We start from the raw sequence: 26,778 nt of genomic DNA, 5'->3' as shown, positions 1-26,778 counted from the left end.
TCGTCGGCAGAGACTACATATATTATTGAGTGACCCATGACAATACAAGACTTTCAGGTAGGCGATCGCGATCTTAGTGACGCGGTTCTTGCCGAATATTTACAATCCGAGGCGATCACCTCCGGTGGGCAAAACGCTATCGCTGTCGATACAGAAACTATGGGATTACTACCACAGCGCGATCGCCTCTGTCTAATTCAGCTATGCAATCCAGAAGGTAAAGTCACTGCAATTCGCATAGCCAAAGGACAAACCCAAGCCCCCAATCTTAAAAAACTGCTAGAAGCAACAAATGTCCTGAAGGTTTTTCACTTCGCCCGTTTTGATGTTGCTACTTTGCGTCACCATTTGGGTATTCATGTCCAACCAATTTTCTGCACTAAAATTGCTAGTAAGTTAGCCCGGACTTACACCAATCGTCACGGACTCAAGGACTTAGTGCATGAGTTAGAACAAGTAGAACTAGATAAGAGTTCTCAAAGTTCCGATTGGGGTAATGCTGCTAATTTAACTGAAGCTCAACTCAGTTACGCCGCCAATGATGTCCGCTATTTACTTAGCGCTCAACAAAAGTTAGTTGAAATGCTCAAACGCGAAGAACGTTGGGAACTAGCTCAAGAATGTTTTCAAGTTCTACCCACAATTGTCTCTTTGGATTTATTACAATTCAAAGATTTATTTGAACATTAATTTAGTCAATATTTCACAGTCAATAGTCAATAGTCAATAGTCCAAAGCTAGAACTAATGACCATGACCAATGACTAATGACCAATGACTATCAAACTTCTTTCTTCTGATTCTCTAAATGATTTTGCATTCGAGAGACAACATTGTAGTCATCTGCGCCTGCGGGAGTTCTGGATTCTACAATTCCTTCTGTTGGGCCGCCGATCGCTTTCCATGCAGCTAAACCACCCTTGAGTTCAGAGACGTGTTCAAAGCCAGCCGAACGCAGGAGATTTACTGCTTGGGCAGTTTGTTCATCATTTGTACCGTAAATATAAATATCCCGGCTTTTTTCTAACGATGATGCGGCTCTATCTACTAAGTCATCGATTGGCATTGCCATCGCACCCATGATATGACCATCATTATAGGTAGGGCGATCGCGTACATCCAGTATGGTAAAAGCTGGTTCGCCCCACTCTAAACGAGACTTGAGTGCATGAACATCTGACTGTGATTGAATGGGTGGTTGTTGAGGAATAATTCCACCTAATGGATTGTTAGCCATAACCTAACTATTAACTACTAATTGCATTAACAGTAATTTAACTAACTTTATCAATCTATTTTCTCTGGCTATGGTATGAATATATGCAATTTATTTCTTTCGGTAGACCATAGACTATAATTTGCAATTTATCAAAAAAGTATCAGCGCCTTGCTTTTGAATTACTCTTTATTTTTATTCCTGATTAATTTTATTTATCGCTAGAAACAATTCATCCTCAATTTTTCGTTTTACTCTACTATCTACAGCATACTTCAAGCAATCTATCAGTAATTTATTAGCTTGAAAGTATTGCTGCAATAATTTATTTTCTTGCTGATTAAATTGCCAATCATGTCCAATATTACGATATTTAATTAGAATATCTCTCAATTGTAAATTCCATATTTTTCCATGATATTGCCACCAATGTCTTAATTTTTCAATGCTACTTTCCGTACTAGGTAATTTATTTTTTAGTTTTCGTAAATCTTCTCTAAATTCAGCATTCTCAACTATGTCAATAGCTTCATCAAAATTAATATTTAGAGCGTGTACATGATTGAATGTATAACCATCATTAATATTATGCTCAAAAGCAAGTTCTAGCTCACTAGCACAGGTCAAATTCGTAAAAAGCAACTGATCAAGAGTTAATTCAGGATTAAAAGATAGATTAACTAAGAAGTCCCATTCCATAACGTAGTTAGGACTATGAGCAAAATTGTAGTTACAAACTATATAAAAAGCACGAACATTAGCTGTTTTATGTACCTGAGAAATTTCACGAGTTTTTTGATGCAGCCAAATTAGATAACTTTGAATTTTTTTTTCAGCAGCGACAAACTCATCAATTTTAATTTTCATTAACCGCAGCATCTCATCAGGTTTTTCTAGCATACTGACGGTTAATAGCAATATTTTATGCCAACGATGGTCACCAAGATTGGTTATTAATAACTGCCACAAATCATCTTGAAAAGTATCAACAATATATTTTGCTGTGAGATATTCTTGAAATGCCAAATGGGAAAAAGAATCAATTCCCCTTGCTTGTTCTACTAATAAACCATCTTGAGTTTCAATTCCTTTCAACAGTGCTGTACTATTTTGCTGCACTTGAATTATATTTGATTGTCTAGACAAGTACTCAGATATCAATTCTTGGATTTTTTCTTGCTCAAAAAAATAATGCCCTTGTAGAAAAGTATTAAAAGCAAGATGAGAGAGTAACTTTTTTTTATTCCCTAAAGTTAGGTTAGTATAAAATTCATCTCGTTTAATACCTCTAATTTCATCCCATCTAGCTAATAAAATGTTCAATGCTTGCTCATACAAATTCGCTGGTTTGTATGGGAATTTCCTCTTAACTCTAAATACTAGACATAAGAGATGCAAAAAGATTGGTGTAGTAGCCAATTCTCGAATTTGCTGATTATCCGGTAAGTCCAATTGTTGGATAAATAAATTACAAGCAGCCTCTCCTTCGCTGCTCGACAGATGAGCAACCGCAACAAACCATTTTTTCACAAAAAATTCTACTTGTTGTTTTTGAAAATCTGCAATTTCAACCTCACTGAATCCGGGAAATCTATATTTTTGGGCAGCAACTCGACACGTAATAACAACTTGATTTTTGTAAAATGTTTGTATAAGTTGGCGAATTTCCCTGATAACTTGATCGACATTATTTAATGGCACTTCATCTAAACCATCAAATAGAATAAAAGCCTTACCTCCAGTCAGTATTGCTAAAATTGATTCTTCTTCAATTCCTGCACAACAACAGTCTTTAATGATGTATTTTAAGAGATTTAATTTACTTTCATTTTGAGTATCTTCAGCAAATTCTTTCAACTTGATAAAAATAGGTACTTGATTCGGTAGCAATTTACCAGAATTACATTCAATTGCTAGGTACTGTAAAAATGTTGTCTTACCAGATCCAGGTTTACCCAACAACATCAACTTTGAATAGCGTGATATGGCTTCTAACCCTGGTAATGCTCTTTGATGTTGTCCTTGTCCAAACCCCTGAAAGCTAGACTCAAAGCAACAGTCTTTCATTAGATCAGAAATTTCTCGCCATTGTTGACTTTTTATCTCTTCCAAAACACTGACAGGAGTATAAATTTCCACTAATTGAATAGCCTGTGCAACATCTAACATTTGCAAAGTACTGCACTGGTCTTGAATTTTATCTTGACGCTTTTGGCGCATTTCCCGCACCAACAGATCAATATCTACTCCGTTGGGTTGTAATTTATCCCCCCACGCTATATCTTCCGATAACCCGACAACTTTTTGCCAAGATAGTCCTAGTTGTTGGCAAATTTGCACAAAACAACTGCGAGATACTGGCTCACCCGCGAAAAACTTAGATACTGGTTGACGTGTTATCCCCAACGCTGCTGCTAGTTTTTGTTGAGTCAATGTTTTGTCGGTTAAGGCTGTTTTTGCAGCTCTAATACCTTCAGGTGAGGCTCTCAGTCCTTGACTGGTCATACTCTCAGCTATAATGTGTTCTTAATTACTAATCTTTTGGTAGCTGCACGTAGACACACTCCAGAAACATACTCGTATCTTCCTGTAGGTAGTTTTTCCATAGGTTAGATCAGAGTACGGTATATTACGTTTGTATTGACTGGAATTGCTTTGTGGCTTTTTTGTAAAGCCAGCCAGATTTATTTAGAGAAGTTGTACAGACTGGGAAACACACTTACAAATATCAACTTCTCTCAACTTTGAAGATTTATGATTTTAGCACATCAACCGAAAAACATACCAAGGTTATACAAAAGTCATACATTTTGTTTGCATAATCATAGCTGAACTTTTCATAAATTTAATGGAAAATTAAATGTAGCTAAGTAATACAACGATAATGTATAGCTGTCAGCTAATATCAGTCTACGTACTCATCGGAGGTAGACACAAACGAACGCTCCCTACTAACAGCGCCCATAGCACAGTTACCTTAACGGCTATATCTTGTGTAGGCGCATTCTCAACAACAAAACGCTAGATAAACAATAGGCTATAACAATCGCTAAAACAATATGGTGATGCTTTCCGCTACAAACCCCAAAATTCTTGTTGTAGACGACGATTTTGGAGTCCGTAACCTCATATATCGCTTTTTAAGCCGCAAATATCAAATAGAGTCTGCCCCAGATGGTAAAACAGCTTTGTCATTGTTTGAACAATTTAACCCAGCTTTAGTAATTCTTGATTGGAATCTCCCAGATACTAGTGGTTACAATCTTTGCCAAGAAATGCAGAGTCGCAATAATGTCTTAGTAATGATTTTGACTGGAAGAACCGAGGAAGCTGACAAAATTAGAATCCTGGCGGCTGGTGCTGATGACTTTATTACTAAGCCATTTAGTCTGGCTGAAATTGAAGTTCGAGTCCAAGCTCTTTTGAGACGGATACGCTCTGTGAAACCTTCTCCTTCACAACGCTTGATATTCAAGCAGTTAGCAATTAACCCAGAAGGACGAGAGGTGACACTTAACGATAAACCTCTTAATCTCACAGCCCTAGAGTTTAATATTTTACATTTTTTAGCAAGTCATCCGGGTCAAGCTTGGAGCCGTCCTCAGTTAATCCAAAAAATCTGGGGTTGTGACTATGTGGGAGATGGACGAGTAGTGGACGTACATATCGGTCAGCTACGTAAAAAGTTAGAAGCTGATACGAGTGTACCTGAGTTTATTAAGACTGTTCGTGGTTACGGTTACAAGTTTGAAATACCCGAACCGACAACTATTTAGATTATCCAAAAGTTAACTCACACACTACTATCAGGGTGTGGCTATTTATAAATAGACTACCGATTTACATCTTATTTGTTGATACTTGCAGTAAATAATGATCTTTTGTCAAATATATAATGCTGCTTCTAATTGATCTTTGAGGTCTGCAATGAGTGTTTCATGATAGCTTTTACTTCTAGGTCTTATTGTTTAACACCCAACCTTTGATTAACCAACTCAGCCGCTAAAACGATCGCCTCCTTCATACTGGTTGCATCAGCAATACCCTTACCTGCAATATCAAAGGCTGTTCCGTGGTCGGGGGAAGTCCGAACAAACGGTAAACCAATGGAAGTATTAACAGCACGGTCAAAAGCCATCAGTTTGACGGGAATTAAGCCTTGGTCGTGGTAAAGTGCCAAGTAAGCATCAGCAGGGTTTTTCACAACAGCATTGCCATACCAAGCCTGACTAGGTTTGACCCACATTGTATCGGGGGGAATAGGCCCATCTAGTTGAAAATTGGGGCGTTTTTGTCGTTCTGCTTCTAACCAGGGAATTAACCAATCCAGTTCTTCAGTTCCCAGTTGTCCTTGTTCGCCACTGTGGGGATTTAAACCAGCGATCGCTATTCTCCCACTTGTGATGCCAAAATCTTTGTCTAAACACTCCACTAACAAATCTAATTTTCTTGCCAACAACTCTGGTGTTAGCGTATCTGCTACTTGACGTAAAGGTATATGGGTAGTAGCTAATAAAGTCCTGAGTGTCCAACCAGTGTAAGGCGATCGCCCCACAAATAACATCCCAAAGCGTTCAACACCAGACTTTTCAGCCAATAATTCCGTTTGCCCTGGGTAATTATACCCTGCGGATTTCCACGCAGATTTAGCTATGGGAGCAGTAACAATTCCATCAAATGCACCCGCGAGAGTTTGAGCGATCGCATATTCCATATAAGCAAAACTCGCCGCACCACTAGCCGCGTTACCAGTTCCTAAAATAATTTGGTCGGTAATTTCTCTGTTAACAGGTACATCAATAAGTTTTAATAAGGCAGGATTAGCCAAGGACGCTAAATTTTCAGTCGAACTTAGTTGTTTATGAGTCTCTAGCAATAAATTTCTATTACCTAGTACAGTTAGGTCATAGTTTCGACTAACTTCTGAATCAGCTAAAGCTTTCAAAATTACCTCTAGTCCGATTCCTGCTGGATCTCCTATTGTCAACGCTAAACGCGGGCGATGTTTTTGAAGTATATTTACTGTCTGGTCTTGATTGAATTGGTACATATAATTAATTTGGAGAAGAGTTTATTGGTTGATTTCATCTCCCAATAGTAGGGATTGACTATCAAACTAGTTTAAAATTATTTACACAGGTCTAATCCCAAGAAAAAGGGCAAGAGCGCAGAGGAAAAAATCTTACTCAGCAACAATTACTCATATACCTGGATTAGACCAAAAAGCAAAAATCTGTTGGTAAAGGAGAATCACATCAATGAGCGGCGAACTTTTGAATGCAGCTTTGTTGTCCTTCGGGTTAATTTTCGTAGGTTGGGCGTTGGGTGCTTTATTACTGAAAATTCAGGGCGCAGAAGAATAATTGACCTCTAATCGCCTGTTTTCAACAGATGAGAAGCCTTGATCTCACTGGAAAAATAGCTTGTCCGGCAAAGCCGCATCTGTAGCTGCACTCACCGGACAACGCTATTTTAGGAGTTTTTTCAGTATCAATTCTGTTTCGTAAAAACCCAGTAACTTTTATTTACAGATATAATTCTGTTAAGATTCTTTTCATAAAAGTTTAAAATTTGTTACAACCCTCATGACATTATTAATAGTCGGTGCCACTGGCACCTTAGGAAGACAAGTGGCTCGTCGTGCGATCGATGAGGGATATAAGGTGCGCTGTCTTGTACGGAGTGCTAAAAGAGCAGCTTTTTTAAAAGAATGGGGAGCCGAATTGGTAAGAGGAGATTTGTGTCAACCCCAAACCCTTGCAGCAGCGCTAGAAGGTGTAACAGCAGTAATTGATGCTGCCACCTCTCGTGCTACAGATTCACTGACTATTAAGCAGGTAGACTGGGAAGGTCAGCTAGCCTTAATCCAGGCGGCAAAAGCTGCGGGTGTAGAGCGTTTTATATTCTTTTCTATTATTGATGCCGATAAATATCCAGAAGTACCTCTGATGGAAATTAAACGGTGTACAGAATTATTTTTAGCTGAATCAGGCATAAATTACACTGTTTTGCGCTTGGCTGGCTTCATGCAAGGGTTAATCGGTCAGTATGGTATCCCCATTTTAGAAGGACAACCTGTTTGGGTAACAGGTGCCTCTTCCCCAGTCGCCTACATGGATACCTTAGACATTGCTAAGTTTGCTGTGCGGGCGTTGAGTGTACCAGAAACAGAAAAACAAGCTTTCCCTTTAGTAGGTACTCGTGCATGGAGTGCCGAGGAAATCATTAATTTATGTGAGCGCTTATCTGGCAAAGAAGCTAAAGTCAGACGAATGCCAATCAACCTACTACGAGCTGTGCGTGGTATTGCCAGATTCTTTCAATGGGGATGGAATGTAGCTGACAGGTTGGCATTTACCGAAGTGTTGGCAAGTGGTAGACCTTTAAATGCGCCAATGGATGATGTATATCAAGTATTTGGGTTAGAAAAAGAACAAACTACTACTTTAGAAAGTTATCTACAAGAATATTTCAGTAGAATTCTGAAGAAGCTCAAAGAGCTAGATTACCAGAAAACTAAAACTAAAAAGCAGAAAAATAAAAAAACTCCATTTAAGAAAGTCAATAGTCAATAGTCATTAGTCATTAGTTGTAGATTTAGACTATAGACTGTAGACTTTTGACTCTAAACTAATGACTACTGATCCAAAATGTGTAACGATTACATAAAACAAAGCGTCGCTTAAAATTGGATATTTGGGTGTGCCGAAAGTAGGCATTATATACAACGACATTAAACCGATAGCCGGTCGTGTTGCTATCGAGCTAAAAGACAAGCTAACCGCAGTCGGTTGGGATGTAGCTATCACATCTAGTATCGGTGGCATATTGGGCTATTCTAATCCTGAAAGCCCTGTATGCCACACGCCAATTGATGGTTTGACACCTCCTGGTTTTGATCCAGAGATGAAATTCGCCATAGTTCTAGGAGGTGATGGTACTGTTTTAGCTGCATCGCGTCAGGTAGCGCCTTGCGGTATTCCGATTTTGGCAGTGAATACTGGACACATGGGGTTTCTAACGGAAATCTACCTGAATCAATTACCCCAAGCCATAGAACAGGCGATCGCAGGTGAGTATGAAATTGAAGAACGAGCCATGCTCACGGTCAAAGTACTGCGAGGAGAGTCAGTACTTTGGGAAGCTCTATGTTTGAACGAAATGGTTTTACATCGTGAACCATTAACTTCAATGTGCCATTTTGAAATTGCTGTAGGTCGCCATGCACCAGTAGATATTGCCGCCGATGGAGTAATTGTTTCTACACCTACTGGTTCCACAGCTTATTCCTTAAGTGCGGGTGGCCCAGTCGTCACCCCTGGCGTACCAGCATTACAGCTAGTTCCCATTTGTCCTCATTCTTTAGCTTCTAGGGCTTTAGTGTTTCCTGATACGGAACCAGTAAATATTTATCCGGTGAACATCCCCCGATTGGTGATGGTAGTAGATGGCAATGGCGGATGTTATATTTTTCCAGAGGATCGAGTGTATTTAGAGCGATCGCCCTACAATGTCCGCTTCATTCGCCTACAACCACCAGAATTTTTCCGTATTTTACGAGAAAAACTCGGTTGGGGTCTACCGCATATCGCCAAACCAACTTCGGTAGAATTGCCTTAGTCATTAATCAATAGTCAATAGTTGTCTTTTTCCCCTGCTACGCCACTTGCTGCACTTGGGGAACCCCCTTCTCTACGTTCCCTGCGGAGCGTCCCGCAGGGAACGTAGAGAAGACCGCAGTGGCTCCCCTGCTTCCAATACGGTTCGGTTAACAGAGTTATCTGTTGAGGCGAGCTGTTCTTGTGCAGGGGGAGAATAGAAGCAGGGGAAGAGAAATTGCTTAATAATAACTCTCTTCCCTCCCCTGCCTCCCCTGCACCCCCTGCTTATCCGAACCGTATTGCCCCTGCTTCTACTCCCCACTCATCACTTATTGCCTATACAATTAAACATCCAATATTCCCAAATCTTATGATCGCTGCTCATAGTCCCTGTGTTTTGGTGATCGAAACTGATGATAGCCTGGCAAATCAACTGTCTTTTGATTTACAAGAAGCTGGCTATGATCCTATTTTGGCCAATGATGCGACTACTGGTTTGCAATACTGTCGCGATCGCCAGCCTGCGTTAGTGGTGTTAGACCGAATGCTGGCGGGTGAATCAGGACTTTCGTTGTGCAAAAATATGCGAAATACCGGAATGCGATCGCCAGTACTGGTTCTAATGGCTAGGGACACAGTTGATGATCGGGTTGCTTGTCTAGAAGCCGGAGCCGATGATTATATTCTTAAACCTTATCGTCCAGAAGACTTTTTAAGACTGATTCGCCTTTATTTAAAACCTGATGTTGATACCACAGAACAGTTACGCTTTGGTGATTTGGTTTTAGATATAGCCAATCGCCGCGCTGTTTACAGTGGACGAAATATTGACTTAACAATGAAAGAATTTGAACTCTTAAAGTATTTAATGGAACATCCCCGTGAAGTATTAACCCGCGAACAAATTCTAGAAAATGTCTGGGGTTATGATTTTATGGGTGAATCTAATGTCATTGAAGTCTATATTCGCTACTTACGCTTAAAAATTGAAGATGAAGGTCAAAAGCGCCTGATTCAAACGGTGCGTGGCGTTGGTTATGTTCTCAGGGAATCGTAAAAACTCACAACCACAATAATGCAAATTTTACTGTATATTTAAACACTCCCACTCTCCAACGAGTGGGATATTTGTTGATAACGAGTTTTATTCAACAACTCCATCCTGATCCTCCGTCTGGAGAGTTTTGGAATCTTGTATCGTGCTTTCCTTCAAAGGCGTAAGCCTACCCGTAGGATATTTTGAATGGATTGAGAACCAATCTTACAAAGTTGCAAAAAATACAACCAAAAGCTGTGGGCTTTTTCGGTTAATTTTTGTAAAATCGAAGTCTAAATCACAAAATTAAAGATTGTATGATGCGTCGGTTAACTTTAATTTCCATGCTATTGAGTATTTTCCTGATAGGTTGCTCTTCGGAAAGCACTGCCAAATCGCCTACGGATACAGCTAGTTCTCAGCCTGCGGTACTGGCAAACACTGGACAGACACTACCAATTTCTGCTAGGGCAATTATTCCTAATGGTACAACCATTGAATTAGAAGTAGCACGAACACAGGAACAGCAACAAATGGGACTGATGTATCGGCCAGCTTTACCAGATAACCGAGGAATGATGTTTCCCTTTTCCTCTCCGCAACCAGTCAGCTTTTGGATGAAGAATGTACCTGTTGCTTTGGATATGGTTTTTTTGGAAAACGGTGTAGTGAAGTATATTGAGGCGGCTGCACCTCCTTGCGCTAAAGAGCCTTGTCCAACCTATGGCCCTAACGTCCCCATCGATACAGTGATTGAATTACGCTCAGGAAGAGCATCTGAGTTAAATTTGCAGCCAGGGGATAGTATCAAGATTGAGTTTTCAAATATCAGTAATTGACTACTATCACTTACTGAATCGCTTGCAGTTAAAGAAAAAATTGATTCTTAGTTCATAAGGTTTACGTAAAAAAAATATCAAGTATACGTAAAAAGCAAATTCTGCGGTTAATATTTAATATGATGTCAGATACAGCAAAATCTACACATTCTCAGGTAAAATTTCAGCCTGTAGAATTTTGATGCCAAAAATCTTCCTTTTGGCATAAGTGTAATTAGTTGTTCATAAGGCAGTATTAGCTATGGAATCTTTTTTACTAAAAGTGTATATAAGTCAAGCACTAAAGTAAAAAAAGATAAAGCTTATGTGACCAGAACAACTAGTAGCTGGAAAATAAAGCATCTAGACGGGATTGCAGTTAGGATTAGCAATAATCCTCCGGTTTTAACTAAAAAATAGCTTTGTTTGAAGAATTTTAAAAAATTTACTTAAGTGAGTATCCGGTAATCGTATATTCACGGGTGAAGTAATAGTTGCCAACGACAAAGACACAGGAAAACACTAAATGACAATTCAGACTAAACAAGGAGGTGAGTTACAGATGTCACCATCAACTTATTCAAGGCTAATTCATTTTCTACAGGAAGATTTATCAATTTCTGCCGCATCTTTAGCAGTGGCCCTACGCCATCGAGAGCAAGACCCAGGGCCATTGCCGATGATTCTTTGGCAGTACGGTTTAATTAGTTTAGAACAGTTAGAACAAATTTATGATTGGCTAGAAACAGCGTAAGATATAAATTTCTCATCTAGGAGAATCAAAGTATGTCACAACAACTCTGTCTTGTGCCAAAACTGAGATGGAGAGAATTGACTCTCATCTGTTCTATTCATTTAAATATAAACAAACGAAAAGAGCGAGTTCATTATTCAACTCGCTTTTTAAATTTAGTCAAGACTTTCATTGCGCTTTTAATTTTTTAATTTATGTATATTGAAAGCCAGAATGTTAACTATAAATGGTTTCCATCATTTTGAATTGTGCTGCTGCTACACCAGCACCTGGAACAGCCCCTTTGTAACCAAGTTCAGCAAGGACGACTTCTAGGGATGCTATACAGCTAAGGATATCGCGATCGCTTACAAATCCCAAGTGACCTATCCGAAAAATTTTGTTTTTCAGATGGTCTTGACCACCTGCTAGTTCTAAATCAAAGCGCTGTTTTAAGAATGAGCGAATTTTATCTGCTTCTATTCCCTGTGGTACTACAGCCGTCAATGCTGGACTAGCAAAACTATCTTCTACTAATAAAGGTAAATTTAACCCTTTAATTGCTGCACGGGTGGCATTCTTCAATCTTTCGTGTCGAGCAAATATTGATTCTAAGCCTTCTTCTTTCAGCATCCTTAAAGTGGTTTGTAATGCCACAATTAAGTTTACAGGTGGACTAAAAGGAGTAGTATCTTTCGTGGCAGCTTGGCGATATTTGCCCAAATCTAAGTAATATTTTGGTAGCTTTGCTGTTTGATAGGCTTTCCAAGCTTTTGGACTGACACAGACAAATCCTATTCCTGGTGGGGTCATGTAAGCTTTTTGGGAACTAGAAACAACGACATCTAACCCCCAAGCATCCACCGGCACGTTTACCACACCCAAGCTAGTAATAGCATCAACAATTATTAAAGCTGTACCGTGTTTTTTTACATGGCGATTGATGGTTTCCAAATCATTCAACACACCAGTTGAAGTTTCACTATGGGTAATAACCACAGCTTTAATTTGCTTTTGGGTATCTGCTTGGAGTTTTTCAGCAAATAGAGACGGGTCTAGAGGTTTACCCCATTCAGCCGTAATTGTCTCTACATTCAATCCGTAGGCTTGGCTGACTTCTACCCAGCGTTGTCCAAATTTACCATTAGCACCAACTAAAATGCGATCGCCTGCTGAGAGAAAATTAATTATTCCCGCTTCCACTGCACCTGTACCACTGACATTCAGTATCAGTACATTATTTTCAGTTTGGTGCAGCCATTTCAGGTTTGCTGTCACCTCTGCCAAAATGTTGCTAAATTCTTGGGTACGATGTCCGATTGGGTGTTTGGCTAACGCTAATAAGGTAGTCTCTGGTACTGGTGTCGGGCCAGGCATCATTAACATAATTTGTAATTCGTAATTCGTAATTCGTAATACTGGTAGGGTATTACGAATTAATCAGGAGTTGCAACTTGCTCTCCATGATGGTTAATTGACCAACGATGTTCTACCAACAGAGAAGAACTTTGACAAACTTTTTCTAAGTACTTTTGCTGAGATGCGGCTTTTCTGAGAGTAATAATTAATTGATTTACTTGATGTCGCAATTCAGGGTTTTGGCTGACTGCTGACATAGTTTGTCTTTCTAATAGTTGCAGTATGAGTTCGTAATGGATTGGTGAAGGTAGGGGAAGTTGCTCCATGTAGTCGATGGGTGATTTTAAATTGGGGATTTTGTAATGCTTAGTTGCTATATGTTATTTAGTCAATTTTTACACAATAAATAGATATTAACTATAATTTTTGATATGACAGAAAATCAACAAGTACTTAGAATACTCTGGGGAATATTTTTAAGTTTCATGATTGGCTACGTTTGCGTTGCTTTGTTGGGTGGCGCCGTGCTTAACCCAACTGCGTTGCGAGTTTAAAATATATCCTATATTAAGAATAACTTTTAAACAGACCTAGAGAATAGGTGGGCGATCGCTAATTCTGGATCTGGTTGTTTGACTAAAGATTCTCCAATCAACACAGCAACTGCACCAGATTGAGATACTAAACTCAAATCCTCTGGGTTATGTAATCCTGATTCACTCACAACTAGGATATCTCGTTCTTGTAACTGGCTACCTCTGGCAGCTAAAAGTTGGCAAGTGGTTTGCAAGTCTACAGAAAAATCTTCTAAATTACGATTGTTGATACCGACTAAAGATACACCATCCAAGGCCAAGACACGGTCAAGTTCTTCTAAGTTGTGGACTTCAACCAAAGCTGTCATATTCAGAGCCTTGGCAATTTTGATAAAGTATTGTAAATCTTGGTCGCTCAATATAGCTGCAATTAATAAAACAGCATCTGCACCTTGAATCCGTGCCAGATACATTTGGTAAGGATAGATCACAAAATCCTTGCAAAGTAATGGTAAATCTACGGTAGCGCGGATTTTAGCTAAGTTTTCAAAGCTACCTTGAAAAAACTTAGCATCCGTTAATACCGAAATACAGCTAGCGCCACCTTGTTGGTAGGATAAGGCGATCGCTACGGGGTCAAAATCTTCACGAAATACGCCTTTACTTGGTGAAGCTTTTTTTACTTCGGCAATTAATGCAGGTGTGGTTCTGCCCTGTTTTAAAGCAGCGACAAAATCGCGGGTGGGGGGTGCAATACGTGCTTGCTTTTGCAATTCCAGCAAAGGCAACCTTTCACGCATTTGCTCCACTTCTACTTCCTTATGCCAGACGATTTCCTCCAAAATGTGTTTTGGTTGGGCATCTGGTACAGCAACTTGATAGCGCAATATCGATACATTTATAGCAGGGTTTGGTTGCCGGCGACGGATTTGCATGGGGTTGTCAGTTGTCAGTTGTCAGTTGTCAGTCGTCAATGGGATTGGGGAATGAGGAATAGGACGTGTTAATCATTACTTCCTACTCCCTATTCCCTACTCCCTAGACAATAGCTCGTTTATACGCTTCATCCAACACTTCTGATAATGTTGGGTGGGCGTGGACTAGATGGGCTAGGGTTTGGACGGTTTGACGGTTGGCGACGGCGGCGGATGCTTCGTGGATGAGGTCGGAGGCGTGTAAACCAAAAATATGCACGCCTAAAACTTCCCCGGTGTCTTTGCGGTAGATAACTTTAGCTATACCATCGGCTTCGTTTTCGGCTAAGGCTTTGGAATTTCCTTTGAAGTAACTTCTGCTGGTGGCAATTTCAAAACCTTCAGTTTGTCCTAACTCTTTAGCGCCTGTTTCCGTTAGACCGACGTAGCTAACTTCTGGATGGGTAAATGCGGCGGCGGGAATGCTGCGATAGTCTACTGTTCTTTCCCGTCCGATGATATTTTCGACGGCGACAATGCCCTGTGCTGAAGCCGCGTGTGCCAGCATCATCTTCCCATTGGCATCACCAATTGCCCAGAGGTGGGGTACTACTTCCCCTGCTGATAACACTGCCATGCGATCGTCAACAGGAATAAAGTTGCGGCGGTCAAGTTCTACACCAATAGATTCTAAACCGAGATTTTTGGTAGCTGGGATGCGTCCTGTCGCTACTAGGCAAGCATCTACCTCGATGACATCGACAACTTCCTTAGTTTTGAAATCTGCCAATTCAATTACCACTGGTGAACCAGGGATAACTTTTTTGGCGTATATTCCCACTTTGGTTTCAATATCGCGGGGCGTAATTAGCACCCGTTCCGCGAGTTTGGCAATATCGCGGTCAAATCCTGGCATTAATTGGTCGAGGGCTTCAATCAAGGTGATTTCACAGCCCAAAGCTGAGTAAATATCCGAGAACTCTAAACCAATGTAACCACTACCAATAATGGCAATCCATTCAGGTAATGTTTCTAACTTCACGCCTTGATCGCTGGTGAAAACGGTTTTGCCGTCTACTTCAATACCCGGAGGTACAAAGGGAACAGAACCAGGAGAAAGGATAATATCCTTGGCGGTGATGGTTTTTTCACCACCATCTCCTGTCACGGTGACTTTTTGTGTCCCCGCAATTCTGCCCCAACCTCTAATAATGTCTACTCCTAGACGTTTGAGGCTGTTGGTCAAATCACCTTGAATTTTGGAGACGAGATTATTGGCATGATTGGCGATCGCTTGGCGATCAAATTCCACGTTACCAATTTGAATCCCCAAAGACTTCAGGTGATGGGCATCGCGTAATTCCCGCACACGTCCAGAGGCAGCCAACAGCGCCTTCGATGGAATACAGCCTCGGTTGACACAGGTTCCCCCCATATCGGCTGCTTCGATAATCGCCGTCTTCAGACCACAACTGACAGCGTGTAGGGCTGCGCCATGTCCCCCTACACCAGCGCCTATTATGACTAAATCGTAATCAAATTCATGACTCACGTTAGTTTCCCCGTGTGCTTCGCCTATCTATTCTCGACCCGTCCAGCCATCCATGCAAGTCTTTTGAGGTGTGGAAGTTACTAAATGTAATTTGGGGAGTGGAGAATAGAAGCAGGCGGAGAAGAGAACTATTGACTAATGACCAATCTCCTAATTGCAATCAATGAGAGGAAAGCCTAAGATTTATCTACGCACAGGATTTTTGCAGGCGATCGCTCAATGTCTTTCCCCAATATCAGTGAATTTACCGTCCGTCGCTATGCTAACGCCAAATCTTTCCAACGTGGAGAGGCTTACTTTGAAGCGGGTGCTGTGACTACAATTACTCAACGTGGTCACCAGATACAGGCAGAAGTAGAAGGCAATGAACGCTTACCCTATCGTATATCTCTAAATTTTGATGATCAGGGTATAACTTCGGCAAAGTGTACTTGTGCTTACAACTTGGATGGTTGGTGTAAGCATATTGTCGCTACGATACTGGTATCCACAAGACAACCAGAAATTATTGAGCAGCGTCCTACTTTAGAACAATTATTAGATCGCCTGGATCATGTCCAGAGCCAAAGGCTTTTACAAGAATTAGTCGCAGAACAACCCCAACTAATTGATGTGATTGATCAACACGTTAGTTGGATGACTAATCCTGTACCCAAACCGATATCTACAAAACCCGGACGACAAGTTAGTGTGAATCTGGCTTCCTTTCGCGGACAAGTCAAGCAAATTCTGCGGGATGCAGTCCGTTATTTTGAGGAAGGGTATGAGGAAGACCCGATTACCGAAGATTTGTTTAGTTTGGTGCAAACTGCTTTAGAATTTTCCCAACAAGGCGAAAGTAATAATGCGATCGCTATTCTCGAAGCCATTACCTCTACCTGTGCGGAAAATTGGAATGAGGTATCAGAATACGGCGCTGACAATGATGAAATTGCCTGGGAATTAAATCTGGCTTGGTGTGAAGTCATTCTTATGGCTGAACTGACATCAGAAGAAAAAGTTGATGTCCAAGTGAGTTTGGAAGTTTGGCAAGATGAATGGAATGCGGATTTCAGCATGAGTTTAGATGCTTTGCGTCAAGGCTGGGATTACCCACATTTGCTAAGAGTTCTCCAAGGTGATATCAGTGAAATGGGTGTATGGGAGCGAGAAATCCCTAACTATGCTGATGATTTAGCACAAATTCGCCTCAAAATTCTCGAACGTCAGGAACGTTACCAAGAATATTTATATTTAGCCCAAGCAGAAGGACAAACCCAAGAATATTTAACCATGTTGGGGCGCTTGGGCAGGGTAGAGGAAGCAATGGCGGCGGCACAAATTCAGATGAACTCCATAGAAGATGCTTTCGCCCTCGCTAAAACCTTAGCCGAACAAGGTTCATTACCCGAAGCACTAGATATAGCCCAAGTGGGCTTCAAGTTACCGGGGAATTGTCAGTATGAATTAGGCATCTGGACAAGTGATTTAGCCGAAGCTGTAGGTAATCCAGAGATTTCTTTACTCGCACTCAAGGCGGCTTTTCAAGTTAAACCCTGCTTTGTGGATTACCAGAAAATGGCAGAATTGGCGGGGGAAAACTGGGAAAGTGTCAAAACAGACTTGTTAAAAATTGTCCGCACCTGTAAAAGTTGGGGAATAGAATCAGCCAAGGTGGATATATTTTTACATGAGGGACTGATTGAAGATGCCATTTCTACAATCAGTGAACTCAGTTCCTATAATTCAGCCTTAATCCACAAAGTCATGCTAGCAGCGATCCCTAACAACCCAGACTGGGTAATTACTAATGCCCGTCGCCGTGCTGAAAAAATTATGGATCAGGGTAAGGCAGAATACTATGGTGAAGCAGTCGAGTGGCTGAAAAAAGTACGTACTGCTTATATAAAATCTGGTAGAGAGGCAGACTGGTCAAAGTATCGGGAAAAATTAATTGATATCCACGCCCGTAAACGCAAATTGATGGGAATGTTGAAGGAACAGGAGATGGACTAAACTATTATTAAATATATAGACATTGGCAAACAAAGCTATGTCTAAATTTGTTCAATATATGACCTTTTTTGAATTGGTATTAATAGTACCTAGTTATTACAGCTAGAATATACTGATGAATCGAGGTAATTAATAAGATTGCTTATGAAGAAGCATCATCTCTTTGTGACTAAAAAACATTTTTCAAAAACCAATTAACTTTATTCTTACTAATAAATTTTGCTTGGTCGGATATACTACACTGATCAATGTAATTTTATGAATCAATACTTATGTTAAATGGCGTTTTTATTATTTATTATTTAATTTAATAAATCAAGTAAAGCAATAGAAAAATCGGACATAAGGACTTATATAAATAAAGTCCGCTTGCGCGGACTACGGACATTGGATAAGGTTAGGTTATTACCAAGATGGCCTACTATTTTCTAGAGGCTGATTTCATTTTTGATTAATAACTGATATAAATCAAGTATCTTCCACTAAGTTTTTAGACATAATTCCTGAAATTGTATCTAGGAATTACATGAGTTTTAAATTACATTAGTCACAGTACACTCTAGCCTCTAACCTCAACGAAATCTACTTTTATAAAAAGATAAACGCTATAAGAAATGTATTTTATTTATCCTAGATACTCAGACATAATTCAGAAAATTATGTCTAAATTCAATTTAATTTTCTGAAAATTTTAGTTTAAAAATAAATTAGTGGTTCACGAGGACAACCCTAGAAAGTTTTATTTCTGGGGTTTTATTTTTTTTAATCAAATGTTTGGCATTATATCTTACATTTGAAGCATTAATTAAAATTATCCTCAATCTTGTGGTAGATTTTTTAAAATTTCTAGTGCCTCATCACACCACTCTATCCAAGATTGCTCATATTTAATACCTGCTTTTAAAACTAAATTTCTCAGTTTTTCTTCCTTATTTAATTCTTTTTGGTAAGGACATTTCTCTTTTTCAATCTCTTGATAGGTAAATAATTTCTCTAAATGGATTCTGCGATGACGTGCGATATCTTCTATCAGGATACTCATCGGAACTAAACCGCCAGAAAAAATTTTGATGAACAAATCTTCTCTGATTACATCGGGTTCACTGGGTTTGTCCATCCAGTCAATCAGGTGCTGCTTTCCTGGTTCTGTGATTGAGTATATTTTCTTATCTAGCCTTCCTTCACGAGGAATAATCTCGGACACAATTAAACCCGCAGATTCTAGTTTGCCTAATTCTCTATAAATTTGCTGCTGGGACGCTTGCCAAAAATAGCCTACAGACTCACTGAAGACTTTGGAAAGATCATAACCACTGTGGGGAGCATCAATTAAACAGGAGAGGATTGCTTGCGATAAACCCATAAGGAACGACTTGACAGATATTTCTTTAAGTGTACACTAGAACTTGTATACAACAAGTTGAATAAAAACTTTTTAGTGTAATTTTTTGTATACAGTAAATTTAGTCGCCAAAATTCAGGCGGTGACTCATGCAAAACCTCCATCCAGACCGATTCAGGAATTTCAAGTATCCTAATAGATCGCTCATTATTGGTGTAATTGCTCTCAGCTTGGCAAGTACTGCTGGTTCGTTATATTGGCTCTCTGGTATGGGAAATCCGGGGAAAGAAGTTACTCCAGTGGAGATTGGTAACCCTCCTGTCATTAAAGCCATTACTGCTTTGGGGAGGATAGAACCCCAAGGCGAAGTCATACAGGTGTCAGTTTCGCAGACGGCTGGTAGTAACCGCGTAGCAGAACTATTAGTGAAACAAGGCGATCGCGTCAAACAGGGACAAATAATTGCTATTCTGGATAATCGTGATACTCGACGGGCGACTGTAAATAGAGCCAAACAGCAAGTCGTAGTTGCACAATCGCAATTAGCACAGGTCAAAGCCGGAGCAAAACAGGGAGAAATTGCCGCGCAACAAGCCATAATTGCCGAGCTAGAGGCAGAATTACGCCAAGAAGTTGCAGCCAGAGTGGCGACAGTGAGGCGTTTAGAAGCGGAAGTCAGAAATGCTGAAATTGAATATCAGCGCTATCAATCTTTACAAGAAGCGGGTGCGGTTTCTGCATCTATGAGAGATAGTAAAAAGTTGACTCTAGAAACAGCCAAAGAGAGTTTACAAGAAGCCTTAGCTAACCGTAGCCAAACATCAGAAACCCTTAAAGAAAGACTCAGACAAGTAAAAGCTACCTTAAACCAAATTGCCGAAGTGCGTCCTACCGATGTGCAAGCAGCACAAGCACAAGTAGTCAGCGCCAAAGCCGCAGTACAAGAAGCCCAAGCTAATTTAAACTTGGCTTATGTCAAATCACCTCAAGCTGGTCAAATCTTGAAAATTCATACCTTAGCTGGGGAAGTAGTCAGTGATAAAGGCATTGTCGAAATCGGACAGACTAATCAAATGTATGCAGTCGCCGAAGTCTATGAAGTTGATATCAATCGCGTCAAAATCGGACAAAGTGCAACCATAACCCAACTCAACTTACCTGGACAATTGACAGGAACCGTCGAGGAAATTGGCTTACTAATTGCCAAAAAAGACGTACTCAACACCGATCCAGCCGCCGACATTGATGCACGAGTAGTAGAAGTAAAAATCCGCCTCAATCCCGAATCCAGTAAGCGAGTCACAGGTTTAACTAATTCAAAAGTCAAAGTAGCGATCGCTTTGAGTGAGGAGTAGGGAACTGTTAACTTTTGACCGATGACCAATGACTATTAACTATTAACTATTGATTATTGACTAATAACTATGAAAAGAAAAATTCCTTTAGCATGGTTGCAATTATCGCGGGAAAAGGCACGGATGTTAGTAGCGATCGCTGGTATTGCCTTTGCAGATGTGCTGATGTTTTTACAACTTGGTATTCGTGAAGCTTTATTTGATGGTGCTGTACAACTACATAACAGCTTAGAAGGTGAGATTGTGCTGGTGAGTAGTCGCTACAAATCCTTATTTTCACAGCAGCGTTTTTCACAACGCAGACTATACCAAGCAATGGGTTTTACTGGCGTGCAATCAGTCAGTCCTATCTATGTCGATCCCATTCCTTGGAAAAACCCTGATAACCAAGAAACTTGGAATATTTTTGTGATTGCTTTTAATCCAGAAGAAAAAGTACTGAACTTAGCTGGTGTACAAGAGAATTTAACTAAATTAAGAGAACCGGATACAGTCTTATTTGATCAAGGTTCCCGTAAAGAATTTGGTCAGATTGTTTCTAGATTTGAAACTCATATATGGTGAAGGTTCACTGAAAAAGCAGATTCTTTTTGATATTAATCTGGAAATACAACCAGGAGAAATCGTCATCATGACTGGCCCTTCTGGTTCAGGAAAAACTACTTTACTAACACTCATCGGTAGTTTGCGCTCTGTGCAATCCGGTAGCTTAAAAGTGTTAGGTAAAGAAATATATGGTGCTACCAAAAATGAGATGGTGGCAGTACGGCGTAACATTGGTTATATATTTCAAGCACATAATCTTCTAGGTTTTCTCACAGCCCAGCAGAATGTGCAGATGCCTTTGGAAATGAATGATCATATTCCCTTTGGCACAGCAGCAGCCAAAGCAGCAGATATGTTAACCACTGTAGGTTTAAGAGAAAGACTGAATTATTATCCTAATGATCTCTCCGGTGGACAAAAACAAAGAGTAGCGTAGGCGTAGCCCGCCGCAGGCATCGCTCGTGCTTTAGTACATCATCCTAAACTAGTATTAGCCGATGAACCAACAGCTGCGCTAGACAGTAAATCTGGACGAGATATAGTCAATTTAATGCAGCAATTAGCCAAAGAACAAGGTTGTACAATTCTGCTAGTGACTCATGATAACCGTATTTTAGATATTGCCGATCGCATTATCCACATGGAAGATGGCTATTTGCGTAAAAGTTAATAGTCAACAGTCAACAAAGGGTTTAAACCAATGACTATTGACTATGGACTATTAATTTAACATCTTCTTAAACCCTACTTGATGATCAATTGATAAGTTTTTTCTGCTTGGTTGGAAAAATCCAGCAGTTTACCAACACCTGGAAATCTTAGTAGGGACGAATATGGAATTCATGAATAGCAACTTCCTCAGAACCCATTGCAAACGACGAAATTTCTTACTGGGTGCGGGATTGTTCACAGGGTTAGCCATAACCAGTCAATTGCATCCTGTGATCGCGCAAACAAGATTTTCTGGCTACCCATTCAGCTTGGGTGTTGCGTCTGGAGACCCCTTACCAGATAGCGTGGTGTTATGGACAAGACTAGCACCAGATCCTCTAAATGGTGGTGGGATGTCACCAGTCAATGTTCCTGTGCAATGGCAAATTGCCCGGGATGAAAACATGACACAGGTTGTCCAGAAAGGAACAGTTTTAGCAACACCAGAATTAGCACACTCGGTACACGTTGATGTGCGTGGACTAGAGTCTGATCGTTGGTACTGGTATCAATTTAAAGTAGGTAACGAAGTCAGTCCTGTAGGACGTACACGTACAGCCGCAGCGCCTTATAGCTCCATTCAAAAATTTAACTTCGCTTTTGCCTCTTGCCAAGATTGGCAGAACGGCTTTTACACAGCCTATAAACACATGGCTGAAGAAGACCTCGACTTAGTTGTGCATTTAGGTGACTACATTTATGAATATGGGCCTCGTTCTGGTGCGCCACGTCAGCATATTGGCCCAGAAATCATTACCATAGCAGACTACCGCAATCGTCATGCTTTGTATAAAACTGATGTTAATTTACAAGCTGTTCATGCTAACTTCCCTTGGACATTTACTTGGGATGACCATGAAGTAGATAACAATTATGCCAACTTAATACCAGAAGATAACCAGAGTCGGCAGGCATTTGAGCAGCGACGAGCTAATGCTTACCAAGCCTACTATGAACATATGCCGTTGCGCCTATCTTCTCTACCGAAGAAAGCTAGTATGTTGTTATATCGGCGGTTGACCTTCGGTGACTTAGTTGAGTTCAATGTTCTAGATACACGCCAATACCGTACAGACCAACCTTGTGGTGATGGACTCAAACCACTTTGTGATGCAGCGTTAGACCCCAAAGCGACAATGACAGGCGCAAGACAGGAGGGTTGGTTACTCAGGGGATTAGACCAATCACAAGCACGCTGGAACGTGATTGCTCAACAAACCATACTGGCTCAATTTGATTTTGATGCTCGTCCAGGTTCGGAAGTATTCAATGTTGATCAATGGGATGGTTATGTTGCTGCTCGTAATCGGCTCTTGAGCTTTTTAGAACAGCGCAAACCCTCTAACCCAGTAGTGATTACTGGGGATATCCATTCCAGTTGGGTACATGATTTAAAGGCTGACTTCAATAACCCACTTTCAGCAACAGTTGGTACTGAGTTTGTTGGTACTTCTATTACTTCTAACTTTCCTACCGGTTCCATTGCTCCGGTTAGAGCTGCACTGAGCGACAATCCCCATACAAAATTCTTCGATGCAGCTTTCCGTGGTTATGTTCGTTGCCAACTAACTAGAGAACTTTGGCAAAGCGATTTCCGTGTTGTTTCCAGCATCATTGATCAGAATGCTTCTATTAGCACTCTTGCTTCTTTTGTTGTCGAAAACGGACAACCAGGCGCAAAAGCAGCGTGATATATAGATTTTAGGAGAGGGAAAAGCGATCGCCTTTTTCTCTCCTAATTTTGTTGCTGTTTGAGGTCATGATAAATTTTTTCAAAACTTAACCTCTTATTTGTCTACTCATGTTCCCAGCATTTGCAAGTTGTGTAAGGTAGAATAAAGTCCCCCTGAATTTAACAATTCATCATGACTACCTTGTTCTACTAACTCACCACGCTTCAACACAAAGATTCGATCGACATTGCGAATAGTAGACAAGCGGTGAGCAATAATGATGGCAGTGCGTCCTATTAACAGTTCGTCTAATGCCTCCTGCACTAACGCTTCTGTACCCACATCTAAACTAGCAGTGGCTTCATCTAACACTAAAATTTGGGGATTGCGAATAGCAGCGCGAGCAAAGGCTAAAAGTTGCTTCTGTCCACTAGAAAGATTAGTACCCCGTTCTCGCAATTTAGTATCATAACCTAAGGGTAACTGTTCAATAAATTCAGCAATATTAGTTTGTTGTGTGGCTGCTTGAATCTCTTCAAAAGTATAGTAATCTCCCAATGTAATATTACTTTTGACATTACCAGCAAACAAAAAACCTTCTTGTAAAATCACTGCCATATATCGGCGTAATTCTGCTTGCGGTAAATCGCGGATATCTATTCCATCTACTAATATGCGTCCTTGGGTAGGTTCGTAGAGACGGCATAAAAGACGGATGATGGAGCTTTTACCTGCGCCAGTAGGCCCTACTAATGCAACTTTTTCACCGGGATGAATGACAAAATCTAAATCTTTGATGACGTAATCATCATCTTTATAGGCAAACCAAACGTGTTCAAAACGGATTTCTCCCAAGTTTGGTGTATCACTGAGATGTTGAGACTCTAAATCAGCGACGATTTCATCGATGTAACCGAATTTAGCATCAAAGATAGAAAAGCGAGAATTGGCGCGATCGCCTATTTCTATTGGTTCATCTAAAATATCACTAACTCGTTCAATTGCTGTAAATCCAGATTGAATAACAGTAAATTTTTCCGCGAAATCTCGTAAAGGGTCGAATAAACGCTGGGCATATAAAATAAATGTCGATAAAGTCCCAAAATCCAGTCTATTGCCTGAAAGTAACCAACCACCCATCCACAATACACCAGCGATCGCCAGTAAACCAATCCATTCCAGAGTTGCTGAAACAGCTGAATCATAAAATATAGTTTGATCTACCTGCTGGGTGTAACGTTGGTTTGCGTTGCGGAATAACTCAGCATTGAAATTTTCCCTTCGGAATAACTGGACTACATTAATCCCCACAACATTTTCTTGTAGTTGGGAATTTAATAAAGAAAGTTCTTCCCTGGCTTTGTAATTAGCTTTGCGGTACTGTTGCTGGAAGTAAATAATTAAGAAAGTAACTGGTAACAACATCACCAGCAGCAAGGAAGCAAGTTGCCACTGGACAGAAAACATTAAACCAGAAATTACCACCATCAAAAACACATCGGAGACGATACCAATAGCACCAGTGGAAAATACGTCTCCTAGTACTTCGACATCGCTGGTGAGCCGAGTAATCAATTTACCAACTGGTGTACGGTCAAAAAAACGTACTGCCAAAGATGTTACATGATGAAATAAATCTTGGCGGATAGCGGCTGTGATTTTTTGCCCTAATTTCTGTAACAAGTAGCCTTGAAAACCCGTCAGTGTCAGACGAACAATTATCGTCAACAGTAATAATCCTTGGATTATATGTAACCCTTGTGACAAGGGACGATTCTTGAGAAACTCGTATGCACTAGGTTCATTACGAATTAGAGATACAGCCTGTCCTATCAATAAAGGTTGTACCGCACTAGCTAAGGCGATCGGCAATAGTAGTATCATTGCCAGAATCAGCAGTTTGCTATTGCGCCGGGCGTAAGGAACTAAACGCGAAAATAGCCGCCAGTCATTGTTGAGCCAACGGTTTTTTCTGTAAGATTTTTGGGAGAGTTGGTAGATGCTCATAGTAGGAGCATTATATTAATTTTTACTGTTCTATAGTAATCCGCTTTGATTTTTGTATCCCTCACGGGAGACGTAGCCATGCTTACTTGCGTGTGCGGGAGTGGGGGAGAAGAGGAATTAATGATGTTTACTTTTTTTACTTCTGACTCACCACTCATAACTTCCGAAAAAATATTTATTTTGTAAAGTTGCCGTAATGCTACTGGCATAGATGAATTTTTGTAGTTAGATTAATAACACTATAAAATAGCTAGCGTTGGGCTATGAATCGCTTTTCGGGAAACATTACAAATTTACACCAGTACAATTTGCAGCAGAATCAGCTTGCGCAAATGTGTGGCTCCAAACAGCTATTTTGCGATCGCTATGAAATATTGCGAATATTAGGTAGAGGCGGCTTTGGGATCACATTTTTAGCGCAGGATGCTGTGTTACCCGGAAATCCTTTATGTGTGATTAAACAGCTTTGTCCTAAAGTCGCTAGTCCTAAAAGTTGGCAAAATGCTTGTCAGCGCTTTGAAAAAGAAGCCAAAACCTTAGCTAAACTCGGTAGCCACTCGCAAATTCCCATGCTGCTCAACTATTTTGAAGGCGATGGGGAACTTTATTTAGTACAAGAATACGTGCGGGGCTGTACTTTGGCGCGAGAAGTCAGACGCGATGGGACAAAACAGGAAGCTGAAATTAAGCAATTTTTGCGGGAATTACTGCCGATTTTGCAATATCTTTATCAAAATCAAGTAATTCATCGAGATATTAAGCCACAAAACTTAGTACGCTGTGCAGACGATCGCCGGATAGTATTAATAGATTTTGGTGCAGTTAAAGAAAAATTAACTGATGTTGGGATAAATTCACTCAATCAAAATGCTCACACCAATTTTGTGGGGACAATGGGATTTGCACCACCAGAACAGTTTTCCTTACGTCCAGTTTATGCCAGTGATATTTATGCCTTGGGTATGACTTGTATTTATTTGTTAACTGGCAAAGCGCCTTTAGAATTAGAAAATGACAGTCAGACTGGAGAAATATGCTGGCGTAAATACGCAAATGTCAGTGACAATTTTGCCAAAATATTAAGCAAAATGGTGAAGATTTCTTTAGATGAGCGTTTCCAAAAACCCCAAGATGTCATTAGAGCTTTAAATGTAGAAACTGATTTGCCCAACTTGAGTGATTGTTTAACTACCAAACCATTAAGTAACAAATTTCCCACAAAAGTAGAAACTTCTGAAAAATATACCCCATCTGTAGCCAGAACTGCGATCGCTATTCGAGAATGGAAAGCCAAACTTAAGCAAAAACAGCCAAAACGCCAGTTAAAACCTGACTACTCTGGGGTATCAAATTGAGAGGTTAGAGGCTAGTGTTAGGGACTTCCA

At 40.3% G+C, this 26,778-nt stretch carries 22 protein-coding genes and 1 pseudogene; 14 read left to right on the top strand and 9 right to left on the bottom strand.

Annotation, left to right across the window (positions count from 1 at the left end; translation table 11 throughout):
• The first annotated feature begins 36 nt into the window (after positions 1-36).
• Positions 37-690 carry a ribonuclease H-like domain-containing protein gene (locus tag H6G18_RS04080; protein WP_190405801.1) on the top strand — a complete coding sequence of 218 codons (654 nt, stop codon included), beginning with the start codon at positions 37-39 and terminating at the stop codon, positions 688-690.
• A 90-nt stretch (positions 691-780) separates the two neighbouring features.
• Here H6G18_RS04080 and H6G18_RS04075 read toward each other — a convergent pair whose 3' ends face one another.
• Positions 781-1,236, bottom strand: coding sequence for a rhodanese-like domain-containing protein (locus tag H6G18_RS04075; RefSeq protein ID WP_190405800.1), 456 nt, complete (start codon positions 1,234-1,236; stop codon positions 781-783).
• Between the two features lie 174 nt (positions 1,237-1,410).
• Positions 1,411-3,720 (bottom strand): NACHT domain-containing protein, encoded by a 2,310-nt coding sequence (locus H6G18_RS04070; protein ID WP_190405799.1) that lies wholly within the window; start codon positions 3,718-3,720, stop codon positions 1,411-1,413.
• Positions 3,721-4,274: 554 nt separating this feature from the next.
• Between H6G18_RS04070 and H6G18_RS04065 the strand changes: the two genes are divergently transcribed.
• The gene (locus tag H6G18_RS04065) at positions 4,275-4,991 is read left to right on the top strand and encodes a response regulator transcription factor (protein ID WP_190405798.1); all 717 of its coding nucleotides are present in this window, start codon (positions 4,275-4,277) and stop codon (positions 4,989-4,991) included.
• Positions 4,992-5,176: 185 nt separating this feature from the next.
• On the opposite strand, the gene pdxA is transcribed toward H6G18_RS04065, so the two are convergent.
• Entirely contained in the window at positions 5,177-6,265 is a 1,089-nt protein-coding gene (gene pdxA / locus H6G18_RS04060) for a 4-hydroxythreonine-4-phosphate dehydrogenase PdxA (protein WP_190405797.1), read from the bottom strand.
• A 208-nt stretch (positions 6,266-6,473) separates the two neighbouring features.
• On the opposite strand from pdxA, the gene petM reads away from it, so the two are divergent.
• The 6 genes from petM to H6G18_RS04030 all read left to right on the top strand — a co-directional run bounded on the left by petM (position 6,474) and on the right by H6G18_RS04030 (position 11,424).
• Entirely contained in the window at positions 6,474-6,578 is a 105-nt protein-coding gene (gene petM, locus H6G18_RS04055; protein WP_010998885.1) for a cytochrome b6-f complex subunit PetM, read from the top strand.
• A 222-nt stretch (positions 6,579-6,800) separates the two neighbouring features.
• Entirely contained in the window at positions 6,801-7,790 is a 990-nt protein-coding gene (locus H6G18_RS04050; RefSeq protein ID WP_190405796.1) for an SDR family oxidoreductase, read from the top strand.
• A 127-nt stretch (positions 7,791-7,917) separates the two neighbouring features.
• Complete coding sequence (locus H6G18_RS04045; RefSeq protein WP_190405795.1) at positions 7,918-8,835, top strand: NAD(+) kinase; 918 nt, start codon at positions 7,918-7,920, stop codon at positions 8,833-8,835.
• Between the two features lie 351 nt (positions 8,836-9,186).
• Positions 9,187-9,873 (top strand): response regulator transcription factor NblR, encoded by a 687-nt coding sequence (gene nblR, locus H6G18_RS04040; protein ID WP_190405826.1) that lies wholly within the window; start codon positions 9,187-9,189, stop codon positions 9,871-9,873.
• Between the two features lie 296 nt (positions 9,874-10,169).
• Entirely contained in the window at positions 10,170-10,691 is a 522-nt protein-coding gene (locus H6G18_RS04035; RefSeq protein ID WP_190405794.1) for a DUF192 domain-containing protein, read from the top strand.
• Positions 10,692-11,196: 505 nt separating this feature from the next.
• On the top strand, positions 11,197-11,424 hold the full coding sequence (locus H6G18_RS04030; RefSeq protein ID WP_190405793.1) for a DUF2949 domain-containing protein: 228 nt from the start codon (positions 11,197-11,199) through the stop codon (positions 11,422-11,424).
• Between the two features lie 216 nt (positions 11,425-11,640).
• Here the strand turns inward: H6G18_RS04030 and H6G18_RS04025 are convergent, their stop codons facing one another.
• The 4 genes from H6G18_RS04025 to lpdA all read right to left on the bottom strand — a co-directional run bounded on the left by H6G18_RS04025 (position 11,641) and on the right by lpdA (position 15,764).
• Positions 11,641-12,783 (bottom strand): pyridoxal-phosphate-dependent aminotransferase family protein, encoded by a 1,143-nt coding sequence (locus H6G18_RS04025; protein ID WP_190405825.1) that lies wholly within the window; start codon positions 12,781-12,783, stop codon positions 11,641-11,643.
• A 56-nt stretch (positions 12,784-12,839) separates the two neighbouring features.
• Positions 12,840-13,088: a DUF5340 domain-containing protein gene (locus tag H6G18_RS04020; protein WP_190405792.1), complete on the bottom strand. Its 249-nt coding sequence runs from the start codon at positions 13,086-13,088 to the stop codon at positions 12,840-12,842.
• A gap of 254 nt (positions 13,089-13,342) precedes the next feature.
• Positions 13,343-14,233: an indole-3-glycerol phosphate synthase TrpC gene (gene trpC, locus H6G18_RS04015; RefSeq protein WP_190405791.1), complete on the bottom strand. Its 891-nt coding sequence runs from the start codon at positions 14,231-14,233 to the stop codon at positions 13,343-13,345.
• A 103-nt stretch (positions 14,234-14,336) separates the two neighbouring features.
• Positions 14,337-15,764 carry a dihydrolipoyl dehydrogenase gene (lpdA, locus tag H6G18_RS04010; RefSeq protein ID WP_190405790.1) on the bottom strand — a complete coding sequence of 476 codons (1,428 nt, stop codon included), beginning with the start codon at positions 15,762-15,764 and terminating at the stop codon, positions 14,337-14,339.
• Positions 15,765-15,983: 219 nt separating this feature from the next.
• On the opposite strand from lpdA, the gene H6G18_RS04005 reads away from it, so the two are divergent.
• Positions 15,984-17,759, top strand: coding sequence for an SWIM zinc finger family protein (locus tag H6G18_RS04005; protein ID WP_190405789.1), 1,776 nt, complete (start codon positions 15,984-15,986; stop codon positions 17,757-17,759).
• 817 nt (positions 17,760-18,576) lie between these two features.
• Here the strand turns inward: H6G18_RS04005 and H6G18_RS04000 are convergent.
• The gene (locus tag H6G18_RS04000; protein ID WP_190405788.1) at positions 18,577-19,122 is read right to left on the bottom strand and encodes a PadR family transcriptional regulator; all 546 of its coding nucleotides are present in this window, start codon (positions 19,120-19,122) and stop codon (positions 18,577-18,579) included.
• A gap of 128 nt (positions 19,123-19,250) precedes the next feature.
• Here H6G18_RS04000 and H6G18_RS03995 point away from each other — a divergent pair, with 128 nt between their 5' ends.
• From H6G18_RS03995 to H6G18_RS03980, 4 genes and pseudogenes are all read left to right on the top strand, one after another.
• Positions 19,251-20,456, top strand: a complete 1,206-nt coding sequence (locus H6G18_RS03995; protein WP_190405787.1) for an ABC exporter membrane fusion protein — start codon at positions 19,251-19,253, stop codon at positions 20,454-20,456.
• A gap of 69 nt (positions 20,457-20,525) precedes the next feature.
• Positions 20,526-21,020: a hypothetical protein gene (locus H6G18_RS03990; RefSeq protein WP_242040179.1), complete on the top strand. Its 495-nt coding sequence runs from the start codon at positions 20,526-20,528 to the stop codon at positions 21,018-21,020.
• A pseudogene (locus H6G18_RS03985) lies at positions 20,980-21,672 on the top strand (DevA family ABC transporter ATP-binding protein). Before H6G18_RS03990 ends, H6G18_RS03985 begins: the two are co-directional and overlap by 41 nt.
• 163 nt (positions 21,673-21,835) lie before the next feature.
• On the top strand, positions 21,836-23,404 hold the full coding sequence (locus H6G18_RS03980) for an alkaline phosphatase D family protein (protein ID WP_190405786.1): 1,569 nt from the start codon (positions 21,836-21,838) through the stop codon (positions 23,402-23,404).
• Between the two features lie 108 nt (positions 23,405-23,512).
• Here the strand turns inward: H6G18_RS03980 and H6G18_RS03975 are convergent, their stop codons facing one another.
• On the bottom strand, positions 23,513-25,393 hold the full coding sequence (locus H6G18_RS03975) for an ABC transporter ATP-binding protein (RefSeq protein WP_190405785.1): 1,881 nt from the start codon (positions 25,391-25,393) through the stop codon (positions 23,513-23,515).
• 263 nt (positions 25,394-25,656) lie between these two features.
• On the opposite strand from H6G18_RS03975, the gene H6G18_RS03970 reads away from it, so the two are divergent.
• On the top strand, positions 25,657-26,748 hold the full coding sequence (locus tag H6G18_RS03970; protein WP_190405784.1) for a serine/threonine-protein kinase: 1,092 nt from the start codon (positions 25,657-25,659) through the stop codon (positions 26,746-26,748).
• The last annotated feature ends 30 nt before the right edge of the window (positions 26,749-26,778 follow it).

Origin of the sequence: Anabaena subtropica FACHB-260 (assembly GCF_014697105.1) — a bacterium.
Taxonomy (GTDB): domain Bacteria; phylum Cyanobacteriota; class Cyanobacteriia; order Cyanobacteriales; family Nostocaceae; genus Trichormus; species Trichormus subtropicus.
Note: the sequence above shows the minus strand (reverse complement) of the source record. Positions and strands in the feature narration are given on the sequence as shown.